The sequence below is a fragment of the Aureimonas sp. D3 genome (genome assembly GCF_001463805.1).
Lineage (GTDB): Bacteria > Pseudomonadota > Alphaproteobacteria > Rhizobiales > Rhizobiaceae > Aureimonas > Aureimonas ureilytica_A.
The window spans coordinates 90,557-108,951 of record NZ_BBWM01000057.1; the positions used below are offsets into that span (position 1 = coordinate 90,557).

20 protein-coding genes and 1 tRNA gene are annotated in these 18,395 nt (G+C 63.4%); 18 read left to right on the forward strand and 3 right to left on the reverse strand.

The genetic code is table 11. The features are described from left to right. Positions 1-64: 64 nt before the first annotated feature. A complete protein-coding gene (hemB, locus tag AUL36_RS17450; RefSeq protein WP_062222784.1) occupies positions 65-1,087 on the reverse strand; it encodes a porphobilinogen synthase in 1,023 nt (340 codons plus the stop codon). 274 nt (positions 1,088-1,361) lie between these two features. Here hemB and AUL36_RS17455 point away from each other — a divergent pair, with 274 nt between their 5' ends. The 9 genes from AUL36_RS17455 to nusB all read left to right on the forward strand — a co-directional run bounded on the left by AUL36_RS17455 (position 1,362) and on the right by nusB (position 8,867). Next, on the forward strand, positions 1,362-1,787 hold the full coding sequence (locus AUL36_RS17455) for a DUF6163 family protein (protein WP_062222738.1): 426 nt from the start codon (positions 1,362-1,364) through the stop codon (positions 1,785-1,787). 160 nt (positions 1,788-1,947) lie between these two features. After that, positions 1,948-2,457, forward strand: a complete 510-nt coding sequence (ldtR, locus tag AUL36_RS17460) for a transcriptional regulator LdtR (RefSeq protein WP_058599621.1) — start codon at positions 1,948-1,950, stop codon at positions 2,455-2,457. 330 nt (positions 2,458-2,787) lie between these two features. Further along, on the forward strand, positions 2,788-4,119 hold the full coding sequence (locus AUL36_RS17465; protein ID WP_058633425.1) for a L,D-transpeptidase family protein: 1,332 nt from the start codon (positions 2,788-2,790) through the stop codon (positions 4,117-4,119). 161 nt (positions 4,120-4,280) lie between these two features. Continuing rightward, positions 4,281-5,600, forward strand: coding sequence for a serine hydroxymethyltransferase (glyA, locus tag AUL36_RS17470; protein ID WP_058599619.1), 1,320 nt, complete (start codon positions 4,281-4,283; stop codon positions 5,598-5,600). Positions 5,601-5,609: 9 nt separating this feature from the next. Further along, positions 5,610-6,092, forward strand: coding sequence for a transcriptional regulator NrdR (gene nrdR / locus AUL36_RS17475; protein ID WP_062222739.1), 483 nt, complete (start codon positions 5,610-5,612; stop codon positions 6,090-6,092). 1 nt (position 6,093) lies between these two features. Beyond that, the gene (gene ribD / locus AUL36_RS17480; RefSeq protein WP_244497159.1) at positions 6,094-7,167 is read left to right on the forward strand and encodes a bifunctional diaminohydroxyphosphoribosylaminopyrimidine deaminase/5-amino-6-(5-phosphoribosylamino)uracil reductase RibD; all 1,074 of its coding nucleotides are present in this window, start codon (positions 6,094-6,096) and stop codon (positions 7,165-7,167) included. Further along, positions 7,167-7,781 (forward strand): riboflavin synthase, encoded by a 615-nt coding sequence (locus AUL36_RS17485; protein WP_062222787.1) that lies wholly within the window; start codon positions 7,167-7,169, stop codon positions 7,779-7,781. Before ribD ends, AUL36_RS17485 begins: the two co-directional genes overlap by 1 nt. Before the next feature lie 141 nt (positions 7,782-7,922). Further along, on the forward strand, positions 7,923-8,369 hold the full coding sequence (locus tag AUL36_RS17490) for a 6,7-dimethyl-8-ribityllumazine synthase (protein WP_062222749.1): 447 nt from the start codon (positions 7,923-7,925) through the stop codon (positions 8,367-8,369). A 3-nt stretch (positions 8,370-8,372) separates the two neighbouring features. Next, positions 8,373-8,867 carry a transcription antitermination factor NusB gene (nusB, locus tag AUL36_RS17495; protein WP_058599615.1) on the forward strand — a complete coding sequence of 165 codons (495 nt, stop codon included), beginning with the start codon at positions 8,373-8,375 and terminating at the stop codon, positions 8,865-8,867. 125 nt (positions 8,868-8,992) lie between these two features. On the opposite strand, the gene AUL36_RS17500 is transcribed toward nusB, so the two are convergent. Beyond that, positions 8,993-9,523: an outer membrane protein assembly factor BamE gene (locus tag AUL36_RS17500; RefSeq protein ID WP_062222751.1), complete on the reverse strand. Its 531-nt coding sequence runs from the start codon at positions 9,521-9,523 to the stop codon at positions 8,993-8,995. Between the two features lie 144 nt (positions 9,524-9,667). On the opposite strand from AUL36_RS17500, the gene AUL36_RS17505 reads away from it, so the two are divergent. The 6 genes from AUL36_RS17505 to AUL36_RS17530 all read left to right on the forward strand — a co-directional run bounded on the left by AUL36_RS17505 (position 9,668) and on the right by AUL36_RS17530 (position 13,925). Further along, complete coding sequence (locus AUL36_RS17505; RefSeq protein ID WP_062222753.1) at positions 9,668-10,207, forward strand: ubiquinol-cytochrome C chaperone family protein; 540 nt, start codon at positions 9,668-9,670, stop codon at positions 10,205-10,207. Next, positions 10,207-10,773, forward strand: a complete 567-nt coding sequence (locus tag AUL36_RS17510; RefSeq protein WP_058599612.1) for a YceD family protein — start codon at positions 10,207-10,209, stop codon at positions 10,771-10,773. Before AUL36_RS17505 ends, AUL36_RS17510 begins: the two co-directional genes overlap by 1 nt. A 71-nt stretch (positions 10,774-10,844) precedes the next feature. Beyond that, positions 10,845-11,936 (forward strand): phosphate acyltransferase PlsX, encoded by a 1,092-nt coding sequence (gene plsX / locus AUL36_RS17515; RefSeq protein WP_082640520.1) that lies wholly within the window; start codon positions 10,845-10,847, stop codon positions 11,934-11,936. Positions 11,937-11,938: 2 nt separating this feature from the next. Continuing rightward, positions 11,939-12,907 (forward strand): beta-ketoacyl-ACP synthase III, encoded by a 969-nt coding sequence (locus AUL36_RS17520; RefSeq protein ID WP_062222788.1) that lies wholly within the window; start codon positions 11,939-11,941, stop codon positions 12,905-12,907. Between the two features lie 117 nt (positions 12,908-13,024). Beyond that, positions 13,025-13,366, forward strand: coding sequence for an integration host factor subunit alpha (locus tag AUL36_RS17525; RefSeq protein WP_058599611.1), 342 nt, complete (start codon positions 13,025-13,027; stop codon positions 13,364-13,366). Between the two features lie 16 nt (positions 13,367-13,382). Then, complete coding sequence (locus AUL36_RS17530) at positions 13,383-13,925, forward strand: MerR family transcriptional regulator (protein ID WP_062222790.1); 543 nt, start codon at positions 13,383-13,385, stop codon at positions 13,923-13,925. Positions 13,926-13,995: 70 nt separating this feature from the next. Here the strand turns inward: AUL36_RS17530 and AUL36_RS17535 are convergent, their stop codons facing one another. Then, positions 13,996-14,469, reverse strand: a complete 474-nt coding sequence (locus tag AUL36_RS17535) for a hypothetical protein (protein WP_156418442.1) — start codon at positions 14,467-14,469, stop codon at positions 13,996-13,998. A gap of 181 nt (positions 14,470-14,650) precedes the next feature. Between AUL36_RS17535 and AUL36_RS17540 the strand changes: the two genes are divergently transcribed. The 3 genes from AUL36_RS17540 to AUL36_RS17550 form a co-directional block, all read left to right on the forward strand. Then, positions 14,651-14,727 (forward strand) — tRNA-Pro (locus AUL36_RS17540). A 175-nt stretch (positions 14,728-14,902) separates the two neighbouring features. After that, on the forward strand, positions 14,903-16,711 hold the full coding sequence (locus AUL36_RS17545) for a glycoside hydrolase family 15 protein (protein ID WP_062222757.1): 1,809 nt from the start codon (positions 14,903-14,905) through the stop codon (positions 16,709-16,711). Positions 16,712-16,865: 154 nt separating this feature from the next. Beyond that, positions 16,866-18,395, forward strand: a 1,530-nt coding sequence (locus AUL36_RS17550; protein ID WP_062222759.1) for a DUF6538 domain-containing protein, incomplete at its 3' end; no start/stop codon positions are given.

The following is an 18,395-nucleotide window of genomic DNA, read 5'->3' on the forward strand; positions in this document are numbered from 1 at the left end:
GGCGCGGAGTTCCTTTGTTCTTGTACGAAAAGATGGGAAGCCCGCGCCCCATTCGCAACGACGTTCAGCGCTGCTGAAGCGCTTCGGCCACGCGCGGCGAGAAATAGCTGAGAACGCCGCTGGCGCCCGCGCGCTTGAAGGCGCGCAAGGTCTCGAACATCGCCTTATCGCCGTCGATCCAGCCGTTCTGCGCCGCCGCCATAATGACCGAATATTCGCCCGAGGTCTGATAGGCGAAGGTCGGCATCCGAAATTCCTCGACCAGTTTGGCAAGGATGTCGAGATAGGGCAGGCCGGGCTTGACCATGATCATGTCCGCGCCCTCCGCAATGTCCTGCGCGGCCTCCCGCAGCGCCTCCGCCGCATTGCCCATGTCCATCTGATAGGTCCGCTTGTCGCCCTTCAGCGCGCCGGTCGAGCCCACCGCGTCCCGGAATGGCCCGTAGAACGCGGAGGCATATTTGGCGGCATAGGACATGATCATCGTGTCGCGCAGACCCTCGCCATCGAGCGCCGCGCGAATGCAGGACACGCGTCCGTCCATCATGTCGGAGGGGCCGATGATGTCGCAGCCGGCTTGCGCCTGAACCACGGCCTGCCGGCAAAGAAGCTCGACCGACTCGTCGTTGAGAATCCGCCCTTCGCGCACCACCCCGTCATGCCCGTGGCTCGTGTAGGGATCGAGCGCGACGTCGCAGAGAATGCCGATCTCGGGGACGGCGTCCTTGATGGCGCGTGTGGCGCGGCACACGAGATTGTCGGCGTTCAGCGCCTGCGAGCCGGTTTCGTCGCGCAGCTCCGGGTTGGTGAAGGGAAACAGCGCGATCACGGGAATGCCCAGATCGGCCGCCCGCTGCGCCGCCTCGACGCAGCCTTTGACGGAATAGCGGAACACGCCGGGCATGGAGGCCACGGGCTCCGGCGCGCCGTCTCCTTCGCGCACGAAGATAGGCCAGATGAGGTCGTTGACGCTGACATCGCTCTCGCGCACGAGTCGGCGCACCCAGTCGTTCTGGCGCAGGCGTCGCAGGCGCGTGCCGCCCGTTACCTGATCGATCGTGCGCGCGAGAGAGCTTTCGTTCTTCATGTCGGGGCCGCTCATGCTGATGGAATCGTGAAAACGCCGTCGAAGCGGGTGGTCGCGGGTCGGCCGCCCATTCCGCCCGCTAGATAGACCCGCACCCGTCCTGACGAAACCGTGCAGCGGGAAAAAACCATCGCACCCTGCCATCGCGCGATCCGATGCTCTACGTCTGGAACGAGACGGGCCAGCGTGCCGGTTTCTGGCCACGGGACGATGACATGACCGCATTCACCTTCGATCCGCCGAACGCTCCAACAGGGCGCGGCGGGCGTCAGCGATGACGATCGAACTGTTCAAGCCCGACCCGGAAGCGAGCCTCAACCGGGCGTTGACGGCGTGGCTATGCCGAATCGCGGGGCTCGCGTTGTTTGGCATGGGCCTGTTCTACTGGGTGAGGCTGATCGGGATCTTCGACGGCCCGCTCTGGCGGTTCGACTTGATGCCGGTTTGGTGGCGCTTCGCGGCGCCCACGCTTGCCGTTCTCTATCCCATCGCCGGCATCGGCCTGTGGATGGTCACGTCCTGGGGCACCGTCATTTGGGTTCTGTTGACCCTGGTCGAGGCACTGATGCATTTCGGCTTTCCCCATCGCTTCGGGGCTGAGCTTCTGGCGGTTGGGCTCAATGCCGGTGGGCTGGCGTTGCTCGCCATGCTGCGGCTCGTCGCCTTCGTCGAGGCGCGGCGCAAGGCTCGTTCGAATTGATCCTTTGATTATGACCAATCGTTAAGCAAAAATAGTAAACGCGGAAGGATAGAATTCGTTAACAGTGACGTTTAAGTCGAATTTTAGGGGCGCCCCGTAGATTGGGTTTCAAGAAAAGGTCCAAAAGAGGCCTTCGCCAAGCAACAACGGAGCCGTTCCCATGTCAACGACGCCCGCCCGCCGCGATATGCAGTCGATGGTCGAGAAGGTCGAACTGAAGTCTCTTTACCTCGAAACGCTCCAGCTGGTGGAGCGGCTTCACCGCCGCCTGCTGGATGTGATCAAGGACGAATTCGACCGCAACGGTCGCACCGACATCAACGCCGTGCAGGCGCTTCTTCTGTTCAATATCGGCGATGCCGTTCTGACCGCGGGCGAGCTGCGCTCGCGCGGTTTCTATCTCGGCTCCAACGTCTCGTACAATCTGAAGAAGCTCGTGGAACTCGGCTTCATCGACCATCAGAAGTCCCGCGTCGATCGCCGCGCCGTGCGCGTGTCCTTGACCAAGGCCGGGCGCGAGGTCGCCGAAATCGTCGCCGAGCTGTATGACCGACACATCGGCTCGATCGACAAGGTCGGGGGACTCGACGAAGGCGAATTCCAGAAGATGAACAAGTCGCTGCAACGCCTCGACCGCTTCTGGAACGACTCCATCATGTATCGTCTCTGAGACGAGCGGGAGGGCGCGTCCTCCAGTCCGCGTTCTTCCATGCCGCCCTGCGACCGTCGTTCCGGTCGCGGGGCGTTTTGCATTTGCGGTGACCCGTCTTCGTATGCGAGCCGCATGAGTATTTCGGCAACAGACGATCGCCCTCTCGCTCGTGTGTCCGCGATGACCGGCCGGGTTCACGCTTTCGCCCTATTTCGATGCGCTTTCAAAGCCATGTCACTCGCGACCCTTGTTCGCGAGATCGTGTGCCGCTCGTTTCACTTTGGTTTACCATGCGTCCTTTATGAAAAGGCAAGCATGAACGAGCGAGAACCATATCGAGAGGGTTTCATGACGAAGAGCGAGACCGACCGGATGCAGAATGGCTTGTCGCGGCGCCGTTTTCTGGCGGGTGCGGCGACCGCAGCCGGCGCGGCGGCTTTTGCTGGGGCTGCGCGCGCCCAGAGCGCGCTGGACGGTGTTCTGGCCGCGCCCAATCGCGGAGGCTGGACGGACCAGTTCGACACGCGCGCGGCGAGCGTGCGCAATGTCGCCTCCTATCAGCCGGTCTTTTCGCCTGAAACGCTGAGCTCGATGCAGCAGGCGGCCGGCCATTATCAGGAGATCGTCAACGCGGGCGGCTGGCCGAGCATTCCCGATGGCGGCAAGCTGGCGGTGGGCGCGGAAAGCCCGGCGGTTCCCGCGCTGCGCCAGCGCCTCGCCATCTCCGGCGATCTCGATCGCCAAGCCGGCAATTCGACCGCCTTCGACACCTATGTCGATGCGGCGGTAAAGCGCTTCCAGGCGCGCCATGGCCTGCCGGCCGATGGCACGGTGGGCGAATACACGTGGAAGGCGCTGAATGTGCCGGCCGACGTGCGCCTGAACCAGCTCTACAAGAACATCGACCGTCTCCAGAAGATTCAGCCCGATGTCGGCCGGTTCGTGATGGTCAACATCCCGGCCGCCGCGATCGAAGCGGTCGAGAACGGCCGCGTGGTGCAGCGACACACGGCGGTCGTCGGCAAGATCGACCGTCAGACGCCGATCCTCGACTCGAAGATCACCAATCTCAACCTCAATCCCTACTGGCATGCACCGGCTTCGATCGTCCGCAAGGACATCATTCCGCTGATGCAGAAGGACCCGACCTACCTCACGCGCAACGACATCATCATCTACGGGCCGGATGGCGGCGTCATTCCGCCCGAATCCATCAACTGGCATTCGGACGAGGCGGTGAAATATCTGTTCCGCCAGAATCCGGGCCGAATGAACGCCATGTCGTCGGTGAAGATCAACTTCCCGAATCCCTATTCGGTCTACATGCACGACACGCCGCAGCAGAGCGTCTTCTCGCAGCTGATGCGCTTCGAATCGTCGGGCTGCGTGCGCGTTCAGAACGTGCGCGACCTCATCGTCTGGCTGGCGAAAGACACGCCGGGCTGGGACCGCGCGGCGATCGAAAAGACGATCGCGGCCCGCACCCGGCAGGACGTGAACTTCCCCAACCCGGTGCCGCTGCACTTCACCTATCTCACGGCCTGGGCGACCGAGCCGACCGTGGTGCAGTTCCGCGACGACATCTACCATCTCGACGGCGACGCGCAGCTGGCCATGAATCGTCTCCAGACCACGGCCTATTCGGTCGGCGAGCAGGCGAGCGCCGACCTGCCGTACTGAATTTTTTCGCCGGATTTTTCCTGCTTACGACAAAACAGGTCGGACCTAGTGTCCGGCCTTTTTTCGTTGGACATCATCCGGTTGGCCAAGGCTGCAGAACGTGTTAAGCGCGCGAAACCGGCCGGATATGGATCGTTTCCGGCGGCGATCAGGAGGTTCCCATGTCGCAAGCGCCCGTACTGGACACGTCGCCCCGTCACGACCCGTTCTTCGGCGACGGCATCGCGACTGTCGATCCCGATCTCTTCGCCGCGATGCGCAACGAGTTGCATCGCCAGCAGCATGAGATCGAACTGATCGCCTCCGAAAACATCGTCTCGCGCGCCGTGCTGGAAGCGCAGGGCTCGGTGCTGACGAACAAGTATGCCGAGGGCTATCCTGGCCGTCGCTATTACGGCGGCTGCGAGTTCGTGGACGTGGCGGAGCAGCTGGCCATCGATCGCGCCAAGCAGCTGTTCGGCTGCGGCTTCGCCAATGTGCAGCCCAATAGCGGCTCGCAGGCCAACCAGGCCGTTCTCATGGCGCTGTCCAAGCCGGGTGCGACGATCCTGGGCATGAGCCTCGACGCTGGCGGCCATCTGACGCATGGCGCCAAGCCGAATCTTTCGGGCCGCTGGTTCAACGCGGTTCAGTATGGGCTCGATCTCGAAACCGGCCTCATCGACTACGATCAGGTCGAGCGTCTGGCCCACGAGCACAAGCCCGACATCATCATCGCGGGTGGCTCGGCCTATTCGCGCCAGATCGATTTCGCGCGCTTCCGCCAGATCGCGGACGCGGTCGGCGCCTTCTTCTGGGTGGATATGGCGCATTTCGCCGGCCTCGTGGCGGGCGGTCAGCATCCGAGCCCGTTCCCGCACGCCCATGTCGCCACCTCGACCACGCACAAGACGCTGCGCGGCCCGCGCGGCGGACTCGTGCTGACCAATGACGAGGACATCGCCAAGAAGATCAATTCGGCGATCTTCCCCGGCCTGCAGGGCGGCCCGCTCATGCATGTGATCGCCGGCAAGGCCGTTGCCTTCGGCGAGGCGCTACAGCCGAGCTACCGCACCTACATCAAGGCCGTGGTGGACAATGCCAAGGCGCTGGCCGCCGTGCTGCGCGATGGCGGTCTCGATATCGTCTCGGGCGGAACCGACACGCATCTGATGCTCGTCGATCTGCGCCCCAAGATGCTGACGGGCAAGGTGTCGGAAGTCGCGCTCGGCCGCGCCGGCATCACCTGCAACAAGAACGGCGTGCCCAACGATCCGGAAAAGCCGACCATCACCTCGGGTATCCGCGTCGGCACACCGGCTGCGACCACCCGCGGCTTCGGCACGGCGGAGTTCGAAGAGGTCGGCCGTCTGATCGTCGAGGTGCTCGACGGCCTGAAGTCGGCCAACTCCGATGAGGGCAATGCCAGCGTCGAGGCGGCTGTGAAGAGTAAGGTCGAGGCCTTGACCGAGCGCTTCCCGATCTACGCCAATCTCGGCTGATCGGCTTTCATGCGCTGTCCCTTTTGCGGCTCGCAGGACAGCCAGGTGAAGGATTCCCGCCCCGCCGAAGACGGCGGGGCGATCCGGCGCCGGCGAATCTGCCCGGACTGCAATGGCCGCTTCACGACCTTCGAGCGCGTGCAATTGCGCGATCTCATGGTGGTGAAGAAGTCGGGGAGGCGCGTGCCCTTCGAGCGCGAGAAGCTTGCGCGCTCGGTTCATACGGCCATGCGCAAGCGGCCCGTCGATCCCGAGCGGGCCGAGCGCATGATTTCCGGCATCGTTCGCCAGCTGGAATCCAGCGGTGAAACGGACGTGCCGTCCGAGCTGATCGGACGTCTTGTCATGGACGCGCTTCGACAGTTAGACGATGTCGCCTATGTCCGCTTTGCTTCGGTCTATCGCGATTTCCGCGAGGCCAAGGATTTCGCATCGGTGATCGAGGAGCTGAAAAGCGATCCGATCGCCGCCTCCGACGATGACCGGGCCTGACATGCAGGTAGATGACGAACGCTGGATGGCGGCCGCGCTTCGCCTGTCGCGTCGCCATGTCGGCCTGACGGCGGACAATCCCTCTGTGGGCGCGCTGATCGTCTCGGGGGCTGGACGCGTGGTGGGGCGCGGCGTGACGGCGCATGGCGGGCGGCCCCATGCCGAGCGCGTGGCGCTGGCCGAGGCAGGATCGGCTGCGCGCGGCGCCACGGCCTATGTGACGCTGGAGCCCTGCGCCCATCACGGGCGGACGTCGCCTTGCGCCGACGCGCTGGTGGAAGCGGGCGTGCGGCGGGTCGTGTATGGCGCGGGCGACCCCGATCCGCGCGTGAACGGCAAGGGCGCTGCGATCCTGCGCCGGGCCGGCGTCCTCGTGGATCAGCTTCTTCAACCGAATGGCGAGCGCGCTTTCGAAGGCTTCCTGTCGCGCGTCCGGCGCGGCCGGCCCTTCGTCACGCTCAAGATGGCCGTCTCCAGCGAAGGTTGCGTCGGGCGCATGGGTGAGGGGCAGGTGGCGATCTCGGGTGCGATCGCCCGGCGTCAGACCCATCTCCTGCGCGCCGAGACGGACGCGATTCTGGTGGGCTTTGGCACGGCGGTCGCGGATCGCCCGCTTCTGACCTGCCGTCTTCCTGGGCTGGAGACCCGGTCGCCGCAACGGATCGTGCTCGACCGCCGTTTGCGCTTGCCGCTCGACCATCCGCTGATCAACACGGCGGAAAGCGTACCGACCTTTATCGCAACCGATGTCGCGGAGGCGGCGCGCCTCGCGCCCTTCGAAGCTCGCAAGGCGCGGATCATCAGCGCCGGAGCGGGGGATTTGCGGAGCTTTCTGACCGGTCTCGTGCCGCTTGGGATCGCGACCCTGCTTCTGGAGGGCGGTCCGATCCTTGCACAAAGCTTCCTGGAAGCCGATCTGGTGGATCGTGTGATCCTGGTTCGCTCGCGGCATGGGATCGGCGGCCCCGGTGTTGCGATGCCGGCAGGGCTGAACGCGTTGCCTGGCTTTATCAGGCAACGCGACGAAGAGTTCGGCGATGATCGCTGGGCCGAATGGGAAAGGTCACCCCGCTGATGTTCACGGGTATCGTGTCGGATATAGGCCGTATCGTTTCCACCGAGGCGCTGGACGAGGGACGGCGCTTCCGGGTCGAGACGATCTACGATCCAAACACCATTCTGATCGGCGCATCGATCAGCTGCTCGGGCGTTTGCCTGACGGTGACGAAGCTGCCCGAAAGCGGCACCAACAGCCGCTGGTTCGAGATGGAGGCCTGGGAGGAGGCGCTGCGTCTGACGACGGCCGGTAGCTGGGGCGAGGGCACGCGGCTCAATCTGGAGCGGGCGTTGAAGGTCGGTGACGAGCTGGGGGGGCATCTCGTCTCCGGCCACGTGGACGGGCAAGCCCAGATCGTGGCGCGCGAGGACGAGGGCGAGGCCGTTCGCTTCACGTTCGAAGCGCCGGAGTCGCTCGCCCGCTATATCGCGCCCAAGGGCTCCGTCTGCCTCGATGGTACGTCGCTCACGGTGAATGGCGTGGACGATCGCCGTTTCGATGTTCTCCTGATCCGGCACTCATTAGAAGTAACCACCTGGAGCGAAAAGAAGGTTGGCGATTCGGTGAACCTTGAGGTCGATCAGATTGCGCGCTATGCGGAACGTCTGTTCGGTACTGGCCGCGCCGCCTGACGTCGCGTGTTGCCGTATCGGTTGAGTTTCGGGCCGATCGGCTGATGCCGGCCGGCCCTTGCCTTTGTTGAACAGTCGCGTGCCGAGCCCGGTCCTCCCTCAGCCGAGCGTCGCCGCTTCGCTTATTGGAAGGTTCCCCGCATGTCGGCGCCGCATATTCTGATCGTGGAAGCTCGTTTCTACGATCACCTCGCAGACTTCCTGCTCGAAGGCGCCAAGGCGCATCTCGACGCCGCCGGCGCGACCTATGAGGTCGTGACCGTTCCCGGTGCTCTGGAGATCCCGGCGGCCATCGCCTTCGCTCTCGCGGGCGCCGAAGAAGGCGGCCGCGAGTATGACGGTTTCGTCGCGCTCGGCTCTGTGCTTCGCGGCGAGACCTATCATTTCGAGGTCGTGTCCAACGAGTCCAGCCGCGCCATCATGGACCTGACGGTGCAGGACGGTGTGGCCATCGGCAACGGCATTCTGACGGTCGAGAACGAGGCGCAGGCGCTGGAGCGCGCGCGGCCCGATCGCAAGAACAAGGGTGCGGCGGCAGCCGAAGCGGCGCTCACCATGATCGCTCTGCGCCAGCGATTTGGGGGCTGAGCCATGTCCGACGTCGATCCGAAAACCGTGCGCCCCGCCAACAAGCGCGGTGCCGCACGCCTCGCAGCCGTTCAGGCGCTCTATCAGATGGATGTGGGCGGAACGAGCCTTCTCGAAACGGTGGCGGAATACGAATCCTTCCGCCTGGGCCGGGAGCTGGACGGGGACATGTATCGCGAGGCCGACGCGGCCTGGTTCCGCGACATTGTCTCCGGCGTCGTGCGCGCGCAGACCACGATCGACCCATTGATCCATTCGGCGCTGACCTCCGACTGGCCGCTGTCGCGCCTCGACACGACGCTTCGCGCCATCCTGCGCGCCGGAGCCTACGAGGTGACGAGCCGCAAGGATGTGCCGACGGCGGTGATCGTCAGCGAATATGTCGATATTGCCAAGGCTTTCTACGGCGACGAAGAACCGCGCCTCGTCAACGCCGTGCTGGACCGCGTCGCGCGCAACGCGCGAGGCGATGCTCGCGGACCAAGCGCCCGCTCTTGAAGCCGACGGCCGGTTCTTCGCCGGCCTTCTATCTTCAATAAACCAAAGGCCGCTCGGCGATATGCCGGCGGCCTTTTCGTTGGCGGGAGCCAAGCCGCAAAAGCGGCCTGCCCATCATCCGAAACTCAGCGGCCCGGCGAAACGCTGGAGCGGCCCATCTTTTCGAGAATGTCGCCGCCGGACGGTCCCTTGTCGGACAGGATCGAGCCGAGGAAGCTCGTGTCGCGGCCCGAAGTCGGCGTCGTGCGCGAGATGAAGTCGAAGATGCGACCGTTCTCGAGCCCGTAATTGGCGATGCGATCGACCGTGTTGTTCTTGTTGAAATAGATCGCGAGCACGCGCTGATCCACGAGGCGCGGATTCATGAAGGCGACGGGGCGAACGCGCTTCTGCGAGATATAGTAGAAGACTTCGTTGTCGAAGGTCGCGGTCGTGGAAGGCGTGCCGAGCGCCAGGAGAACCTGCTCGCGGCTGGAGCCGACCGGCACCTGCGCCAGCGTCTGCTCGTCCACGATATAGCCCTGATTATAGACCTGCGAGGTCTGGCACGCGCCAAGAGCCAAGCTGGCGCCGAGGCCTGCCGCCAGGGTCAGGGGACGCAAAACTCGTTTCAGATCGCTCACGCTGGCGCTACTCCCCGAACATAGACGGCACATGGCCGCCGCTTAACGTCGGACATGGTCGGAAATTGAGGCAAATGCCCTCTAAATAGATGGCGACTTGGTAAAGCACCTTGGGAAGCGTTGCAATCGCACCGCGCCCGTGCGAACCGGATTGGGGATCAAGCAATAGGATGCGGAATGCTCGAAGCCTTCCGTCGCAGGCGTCGGAACCGGTATATCGTGGAGGCGATCTGGGATCAGGTCGTCGCGCGCGCGCGCCAACCCGTCCGCTTCGAAGAGGGCGGCCTGCCGGACACGGTGATGGGGCGCTACGAATCGCTTTGCATCGAGGTCTTTCTCGTGTTGCGGCGATGCGGGCGCGACCCGTCGCTGGCGGAGTTCTCGCAGGATCTGGTCGATCGGTTCATGACCGATCTCGACCATTCGCTTCGCGAGCTGGGGATCGGCTATCTGGCGGTACCCAAGCGCATGCGGGCGCTGGCCGCGCGCTTCTATGCACGCGTCGCCGCCATGGAAGGGCCGCTTTCGGTAGGCGATAGAGCGGCGCTGGCCGATGTTCTGCGCGCTGGCGCCTTCACGGATGCGCCGGGCGCGCGGGCCGATGCGGCCGAGCATCTCGCATCCCATATGATGGATGACGCGCGCTGGTACGACAGCCTGTCGGCCGACCGGCTGCTGACCGGGCGCCTTGAAACAGACAGTGGAACGAAGGCCTGATGAATCGCTCTGAACCGAACCTGGAGCCGGCCCCCCTCAAGCTGGAGGTGGGCGTTGCCAAGCTGCCGCAGAACGGGATGCCGGTTCGCTTCGAGGCGAGCGAGGAGGAGCGCCGCGAGTTGACGGCGCTGCTCGGCATTCTGTCCGTCGACGCGCTGACGGCCGATCTCACGGTTCGCCGCTGGAAGCGCGACGGCGTGGAGGTCGAGGGCCGGCTGCGGGCAAAGGTGACCCAGGCCTGCGTTGTCACGACCGACCCCGTGCCGGAAGCGATGGACGAGCGGATCGAGGTCATCTTCGTGCCGGATGGCTCGAAACTCTCGCGCATCGCGCCGCAGGATGACGGCGAGCTTCATCTCGACCCGGAAGGCGCGGATATCCCTGAGACCTTCACGGGCGATCGGATTGATCTCGGAGCCTATCTCACCGAGGTTGTCGGCCTCGCGCTCGATCCTTACCCGCGCTCGGACGGCGCGGAGTTTCAGGACATGGATACCGATCCCGATCCTCAGGGCGGGCGGGTCTCTCCCTTTGCGGCGCTCAGTCAGCTAAAGACGCGCGACTGACCGATCCGGTCCCCCCAACACCAGTCTTCGATAGGCCGGCCTTCAGCCGGATTGCGGAAAGCGAGCCCATTTTGGATTCCAAAGCCTCTATCACTCTCGCCCTGGATGCCATGGGCGGCGACCACGGTCCGGAGGTGATTCTGGCCGGAGCGCAGATAGCCCTGGAGCGACACCCGGAGATGCGCTTCATTCTCTTCGGGCAGGAGGATGTGGTGCGTCCGGTGCTAGCGCGCCTGCCGAAGCTCGCGGCGCGCTCCGTGTTCCATCATTGCCCGGTGTCCGTGCGCATGGACGACAAGCCCTCGCAGGCGCTGCGTCAGGGTCGGCACAAGTCCTCCATGTGGAAGGCGATCGAGGCTGTGAAGACCGGGGAAGCGGATGTCGCCGTCTCGGCCGGCAACACCGGCGCGCTGATGGCGATGGCAAAATTCTGCCTGCGCACCATGGCCAATATCGAACGGCCCGCCATCGCCGCGATCTGGCCGACCTTGCGTGGCGAGAGCATCGTACTTGATGTCGGCGCGACGATCGGGGCCGATTCGCAACAGCTGATCGACTTCTCGGTGATGGGCGCGGCCATGGCTCGCGCGCTGTTCCATATCGAGCGCCCGACCGTTGGCCTCCTCAATATCGGTGTCGAGGAGGTCAAGGGCCAGGACGAGGTCAAGGAAGCCGGGCGTCTTCTCAAGGAAACGCCGATCGCCGGTCTCGATTACCGTGGCTTCGTGGAAGGCACCGATCTCGGCAAGGGCACGGTGGACGTGGTCGTCACCGAGGGCTTTACCGGCAATATCGCGCTGAAGACGGCGGAGGGCACCGCCAAGCAGATCGCGTCCTATCTGCGCGCCGCCATGACACGGACCTGGATGGCCAAGATCGGCTATCTTTTCGCCAAGAGCGCCTTCGACCGGCTGCGCGACAAGATGGACCCCAACAAGGTCAATGGCGGCGTGTTCCTCGGCTTGAACGGCGTCGTCATCAAGAGCCATGGCAGTGCCGACGCCGAAGGCACGGCGGCCGCCATCGATGTGGCGCACGCCATGGCGGCCAACGGGCTCCTGGCCAAGATCGAGGCCGATTTCGGTCAGGTCTATACGCAGGTCGCCCCTGTAACGGACGCAGGAGAGCTTGAAGCCTCCGAACCCAAGGAAGCGCTTCAATGACCATTCTCCGCTCCGTTATCCTCGGAACCGGCTCGGCGCTGCCCCAGCGCGTCATGACCAATGCCGAGATGGAAAGCCTCGTCGAAACCAGCGACGACTGGATTCAGCAGCGCACCGGAATCAAGCAGCGCCATATCGCGGGCGAGGGGGAAACCACGGTTTCGCTGGGCGAGGGGGCCGCGCGAGAGGCTCTTGCCGCCGCCGGTCTGGCGCCAGACGATATCGACCTCATCATTGTGGCGACGGCCACGCCCGACAATACGTTTCCGGCCTCGGCCGTTCAGATCCAGCGCCGGCTCGGCATCACCGCAGGCTATGCGTTCGACCTACAGGCGGTATGCAGCGGCTTCGTCTATGCGCTGACGACCGCCGATCTGCACCTGCGCTCCGGTCTGGCGCGCCGAGCGCTGGTGATTGGCGCCGAGACCTTCAGCCGAATTCTCGACTGGACCGACCGAACGACCTGCGTCCTCTTCGGCGATGGCGCGGCTGCTGTGGTTCTGGAGCGGCGCGAAGAGGAGAGCGAGGCGGGGCGCGGCATTCTCACCGCCAAGCTGCGCTCGGACGGTTCGCATTTCGAGAAGCTTTACGTCGATGGCGGCCCGTCCACAACCGGCACGGTTGGTCAGCTCCGCATGGAAGGCCGCGAGGTCTTCAAGCACGCGGTCGGGATGATCACGGACGTGGTGGAGGATTCCTTTGCCGCTCTGGGCATCACGGCCGACGATATCGACTGGTTCGTGCCGCATCAGGCCAACCGCCGCATCATCGACGCCTCCGCCAAGAAACTCGGCATCGCGCCGGAAAAGGTGGTCATGACCGTAGATCGTCATGGCAACACCTCGGCAGCCTCCATCCCGCTCGCGCTCGACGTGGCGCGCCGGGACGGGCGCATCAAACCGGGCGATCTCGTGCTCCTCGAAGCGATGGGCGGTGGCTTCACCTGGGGTGCGGTGGTCGTCCGCTGGTAAGCTGACGGCTTGATTGCGCTACGTTTTTCGGTATTTTCGATTGTGATGGCGGATGTTTCCGAGAGGCTGTGGGGGCCGGGAGCAACGTCGCGCCAGGAATTTGAGCAGGGGAAACGCATGGGCGACAGGACGTTGACGCGGGCCGATCTCGCCGAGGCGGTGTTCCGTAAGATCGGTCTCTCGCGCACCGAGTCGGCCTATCTCGTGGAGTCCGTTCTCGAAGAAATCTGCTTGACCATCGCCAAGGGCGAGGCGGTCAAGATTTCTTCCTTCGGATCCTTTCTTGTGCGAGCCAAGAACGAGCGCGTGGGTCGAAACCCCAAGACTGGCGAAGAGGTTCCGATCTCTCCGCGCCGCGTGGCCGTGTTCAAACCCTCCAACGTCATGAAGGACCGCATCCTGGCCGCGCATGATCGGCGTGTCCTGGCCGCGCAACCGGCGCTGAAGGCTGCCGAGTGATGGCCCCAACGGCATGATCGACAAAAGCGCCGACGCCTTTCGGACCATCAGCGAGGTGGCCGAGGATCTCGACCTGCCTCAACACGTGCTGCGGTTCTGGGAAACCCGTTTCCCGCAGATTCGGCCGATGAAGCGGGGTGGGGGACGGCGCTATTACAGGCCCGACGATGTCGAGCTTCTCAAGGGGATTCGCTACCTCTTGTATGTCCGCGGTTTCACGATCCGCGGTGTTCAACGCATTCTCAGGGAAAGCGGGCCTCGCGCTGTGATGGCGATCGGCGGCGGTGATCTCAGCGGCCTCGATCGGCTTCAGGCCGGGCGGGCAGGGCCGCCGTCCGCTGTCGTGGTCGACCCAGACATCGAAGAGGCCGGTGACGAAGTAATGCCAGTTTATACGCCGGAAAAGCCGCGTGGCGGCCTGTCAAATCTCCTGCGCCGTGAGCGCGACGGCGATATGTCGCCGAGCCCGGCCTCCCTGTCCGGCGATGCGGCGACGCGCCTGAATGGCGTGATTCTGGAGCTTCTGGAACTGAAGCGTCTTCTCGATCAGGTTCGCTGACGGCGGCGGTTCGGGCGACCATGGCTTTCTTGCCATGAATGCATCTTCCAATGCCGCCTGCGAATTGTCCCTAATCGACCGATCCGCGAAGAGCCGACTGCACCGCCGAAATATCGATGACCCTTGGCATCGCAATGACCGGGGCCATGCGCTGGCGCGCCTCAAAACGCTCGCTCATGGATCGGCTGGTTAACTCGCCCGGAGCATCTGTCAATCGGTCCAGCCTGCGCAGGGAGGTCGGCATCAGCAGATCGTCGCGCCGGCTCACTTCCGCCACCCGAAGCCTGTCGAAGTGACCGGGCCGCAGCGACGCGTGAGCGTCGAGCGGCGTCTGGGGGGAGGGCGTTTCGACTTCGTAGGACGCCCGGACGCGGTCGTGTCGGTTGCGGCAGATTCTGTTCACCGGGCGGGAGGCCCGAGCCGATCCGTCCAGACATTGGCCGACGACAGGTCCGCTGGACGGCACGATGCGCGCACGCAACGTGTAACCGCATGCTGAAAGCGCGACGAGACTTCCCATCAGTACGGCGAGTTTGCGGAACACGGCACAACCCCAGGCTTCGATAGGGTCCAAGCTAACGAGTATGGTTTAAAATGCCCTTACGCCGTGCCCATGGGCATCCGTCGAGACGGATGGCTCTTGAAACTGCGCCCTCGCATTTAGACGGGACGAATCTGCGAAAAGGCTTGCGTCCGGCGGGATCATCTTCTAGTGAGGGTCCAGTCGGAGCGTAGCGCAGCCTGGTAGCGCACCTGAATGGGGTTCAGGGGGTCGGAGGTTCGAATCCTCTCGCTCCGACCATCTCCGTGATTTCATCGTAGCGATCTTTGTGCTCTTCCGCTCAGATGGAGCGAAGTTTGCCTGCGGCCGATGACCGCTCGTGAAACCCGGTCGCCTCCACATACATTCGTTCAGGACCTTCATCACACTGGCATGGCGGCTGCGCCCTGTCTGTCCGTCCTGAGTAACCGTCTCCATGCTGAAATCTTATCCCCGGACGGGGCCGTTCCCTGACCGGACCGAACTTGGGTATCTCCCGCTCTGTGGCTATGCGGCCCTTGGCGATGGGCGTTCCGTGGCTTTGTCCGGCGCCGATGGCTCAATCGATTGGTGGTGCGTCCCCAATCTGGATTCGCCTCCGATGTTCGACCGCCTTCTGGCGGAGCAGAATGGCGGCTGCTTCCTGATCGCGCCCACCGAGCCCTTCACCACGAAGCGCGGCTATCGCGACGGAAGCAATGTCCACGAGACCGTCTTCACCACGGCCAGCGGACGCGCGGTCCTGACCGAGTCGTTGAATACGGGCCCGGGTGGGCGGCTGCCCTGGTGCGAGCTTGCGCGGCGGATCGAGGGGCTGGAAGGGCGTGTGGAGTTCACCGTTCGTCTGCGCTTCAGCACCCGGGCTGATTCCATCTGCCCCTATCTCTCCCGAAACGACAACGCGATGACCTTCCACGCGGGCGAGGTGCTTGGTCTGTTTCGCCATACGACAGGCGTCGAAATCCTGTCCGAAGAGGATGAAGGAATCGAAGCGCGGTTCTGCGTCGAGGCCGGCCAGCGCGAGATCGTTGCGATCATCGCGGGCCAGAACGAGCCTCTGGTTGTCGCCAAGATGGAGGAGATCGACCGGCGGATCGACGTGTCCGACAAGGAATGGCGCGAGTGGTCCGCCGAGATCGGCTATGATGGCTTGTTCGCGCCGGAGGTAATGCGCAGCGCCTTGGCGCTGAAATTCCTCCTGTACTCTCCGACTGGCGCCATCGCGGCGGCGGCCACGACCTCGCTGCCGGAAGGAATCGGCAATCACAAGAACTACGATTACCGCTATGCCTGGGTCAGGGATGCCTCCTACACGATCAAGGCCTTCCTGCGGATCGGTGCCATGTCCGAAGCGAAGGCCGCCTTCACATGGCTGATCCATCGTCTCGAAGAGCATGGAACGCATGTCTGCTACCAGTTGAACGGTGCGCTCGTGGAGCCGGTGCAGGAGATCGATCTGCCGGGATACAGGGACAGCCGTCCGGTTGTTCGCGGCAATCAGGCGGCCAAACAGCTTCAACTCGGCGTTTACGGCGATCTGTTCGAGACGGCGGCCCGATTTGTGGCGGCTGGCCATATCATCGACCCGCATAGCGCCGAGGTTCTGGCGGGCATCGCCGATACATGCGCCGACGCGTGGCGACGCAAGGACGCCGGTATCTGGGAATTGAACGAACTCGAACATTACACCATGTCCAAGATCAGCGCGTGGCAGGGAATGGCGCGGGCGGCGGAACTTGCGGCCGGCGGTCATCTCCCTGCGACGTGCCAGCCACGCTGGGAGCGAACGCGTGATCGGATCGCCGCCTGGATCGACGCGCATTGCTGGTGCGAGGAGCGTCAATCCTATCTCTTCTATCCCGGTAGCGACGCCTTCGACGCCTCGCTGGCGCTCGCAGTGCGCTTCGGTTTCGATGGTCGTGATCGTCTGGAGAAGACCATCCGGGCGATCGACCGGCATCTGAGTGCAGGCGCGTTTCACTATCGCTACAGCGGCGTCGAGTCGGACGAAGGCTGCTTCCTCGCCTGCTCCTTCTGGCATTGCGAGGCTCTGGCTCTCTTGGGTCATCGCGACGAAGCGGAGACCCGCTTCCGAGCCATTCTCGCAGGGCTCGATCGGGGCTCAGGCATTTTCAGCGAGATGATCGATCCGTCAGACGGCACCTTCCTGGGGAACATGCCGCAGGGGCTGACCCACCTGGCCTTGATCCAGACGGCCGCAACGCTGTCAGGCAATGGCATATGATAGGAGAATGATGAACACTCGTGGCTGGGGCGCCTGGAACATAATCCAACTTTCTCTAAGCGCCTGAATCGTCATAAGTTATGGCAGTTATTGACCTTTTTCTCAAGCGACTGGTACACACGGCTGGTACACACGACCTAGCCACAGGGTTCCGATGTCGCAAGTTTCGTACCTCATTCGGATCGGCGCGAGCTACTACGCTCGCCTTCGGGTTCCGCTCGACCTTCGCGAGATAGTCGGCGCTGAGTTCCGCAAGAAGTCGCTCCGAACGAAGGATCGGGACGAGGCGAAGCGGCGCATGTGGCCTGTCATCGAAGCGTGGAACCGGGAGTTTGACGACCTCCGGTCCCGGCGAAACGTCTCCGTAGAAGATCGCGACCGCGCCGGCTGGGATCACTATTCCGGCGCGCTGGAACGCGACGAGATCGCACGGCAACACATGCCGACGCCCGACGAGATCGAGAAGGCGAGGGAAGACGCCGTTGCGACGATCAAGCGCGATGGGATCGATATGGGCGACCGTCTCGCCGTTCTCAACGCAAGCGCGGATTTTCTCGTCACGCATAACAGCCGTAAATTTGACGCCCACGCCCGCCGCGTCAAACTCGACACGCTCCGGCGTCATCTGACCGAAGGCGAGTTCGCCCTGATCGCCGACGAGGTAGATGAATTCATTCGGCAGAATCGGCTCCTAACCAAGCCCGGTTCCTCCGATTATTCGGACCTTGCTCGCCGACTGATGCGGGCTGAAATCCAGTACCTTGAGCGCTCACTAGAACGCGATGTGGGCGACTACTCCGGCACTCCGAAAGACCCCGTTGTCGCGCCTCCGACTGGTACGGCTCGCGAGACCGCGAAACCGGGCGAAACGATCATGGAGCTTTTCGAGAAGTACGCGCGGCAGAATCCCAAACGCATCACGCCTGACACTTTGAATCAGGCTCGCCGAGACATTCGGACATTCCTTGAGGTTCACGGCACTGGCTTCCCCGCGCATCGGATCGACAAGCCGGCCGTCGCTGCATGGATGGACCTTCTAGCGCTGTATCCGGTCAAGGCGACTGAGACGAAGGCATTCGCCGGAATGAAGCTCCCGCAGATCGTGAAGGAGAATGAGCGGATCGGTAAGCCGACGCTCACGCCCCGGACGATCAATCGCTATCTTTCGAGCCTTGGCGCGTTCTGCGAATGGCTGGCGAATCGTGGTGTCCTACAGGCCAACCCGACCCAGCGCATGTTTTTAACAAAGGATAAGAGCCAGAAAATTTTTCCCTTCTCGGACTCGCAACTCAAGGCGCTCTTTTCGTCGCCACTTTTTACAGGATGCCAGAACGACGACCATTGGCGCTACATCGCGAAGCCGGGGAACGTTGCGATCCGTGACCATCGCTATTGGGTTCCACTTGTCATGCTCTACAGCGGCGCTCGCCCCGGTGAGATTGCCCAACTTGGGGTTCGCGACGTTCGTTCGCAGGGCGATGTTTGGTTCATGCACATCACTGAACTCGGTGATGATGACAAATCGACTAAAACGGAAGGTTCCATGCGTGTCGTTCCGATACATTCGGAACTCGTGCGACTTGGGTTCCTCAACTATCATGCTGAAACTATTCGCGCGGGTCATTTGAAGCTCTTCCCCGAAGCGAAGCGTAACGAACGTGGCCAAATGATCGCTGAGTTTTCT

Coding starts and splice junctions, on each gene's coding strand:
- hemB (WP_062222784.1), bottom strand. CDS start 1,087: ATGAAGAACGAAAGCTCTCTCGCGCGCACGATCGATCAGGTAACGGGC.
- AUL36_RS17455 (WP_062222738.1), top strand. CDS start 1,362: ATGACGATCGAACTGTTCAAGCCCGACCCGGAAGCGAGCCTCAACCGG.
- ldtR (WP_058599621.1), top strand. CDS start 1,948: ATGTCAACGACGCCCGCCCGCCGCGATATGCAGTCGATGGTCGAGAAG.
- AUL36_RS17465 (WP_058633425.1), top strand. CDS start 2,788: ATGACGAAGAGCGAGACCGACCGGATGCAGAATGGCTTGTCGCGGCGC.
- glyA (WP_058599619.1), top strand. CDS start 4,281: ATGTCGCAAGCGCCCGTACTGGACACGTCGCCCCGTCACGACCCGTTC.
- nrdR (WP_062222739.1), top strand. CDS start 5,610: ATGCGCTGTCCCTTTTGCGGCTCGCAGGACAGCCAGGTGAAGGATTCC.
- ribD (WP_244497159.1), top strand. CDS start 6,094: ATGCAGGTAGATGACGAACGCTGGATGGCGGCCGCGCTTCGCCTGTCG.
- AUL36_RS17485 (WP_062222787.1), top strand. CDS start 7,167: ATGTTCACGGGTATCGTGTCGGATATAGGCCGTATCGTTTCCACCGAG.
- AUL36_RS17490 (WP_062222749.1), top strand. CDS start 7,923: ATGTCGGCGCCGCATATTCTGATCGTGGAAGCTCGTTTCTACGATCAC.
- nusB (WP_058599615.1), top strand. CDS start 8,373: ATGTCCGACGTCGATCCGAAAACCGTGCGCCCCGCCAACAAGCGCGGT.
- AUL36_RS17500 (WP_062222751.1), bottom strand. CDS start 9,523: ATGTGCCGTCTATGTTCGGGGAGTAGCGCCAGCGTGAGCGATCTGAAA.
- AUL36_RS17505 (WP_062222753.1), top strand. CDS start 9,668: ATGCTCGAAGCCTTCCGTCGCAGGCGTCGGAACCGGTATATCGTGGAG.
- AUL36_RS17510 (WP_058599612.1), top strand. CDS start 10,207: ATGAATCGCTCTGAACCGAACCTGGAGCCGGCCCCCCTCAAGCTGGAG.
- AUL36_RS17525 (WP_058599611.1), top strand. CDS start 13,025: ATGGGCGACAGGACGTTGACGCGGGCCGATCTCGCCGAGGCGGTGTTC.
- AUL36_RS17545 (WP_062222757.1), top strand. CDS start 14,903: ATGCTGAAATCTTATCCCCGGACGGGGCCGTTCCCTGACCGGACCGAA.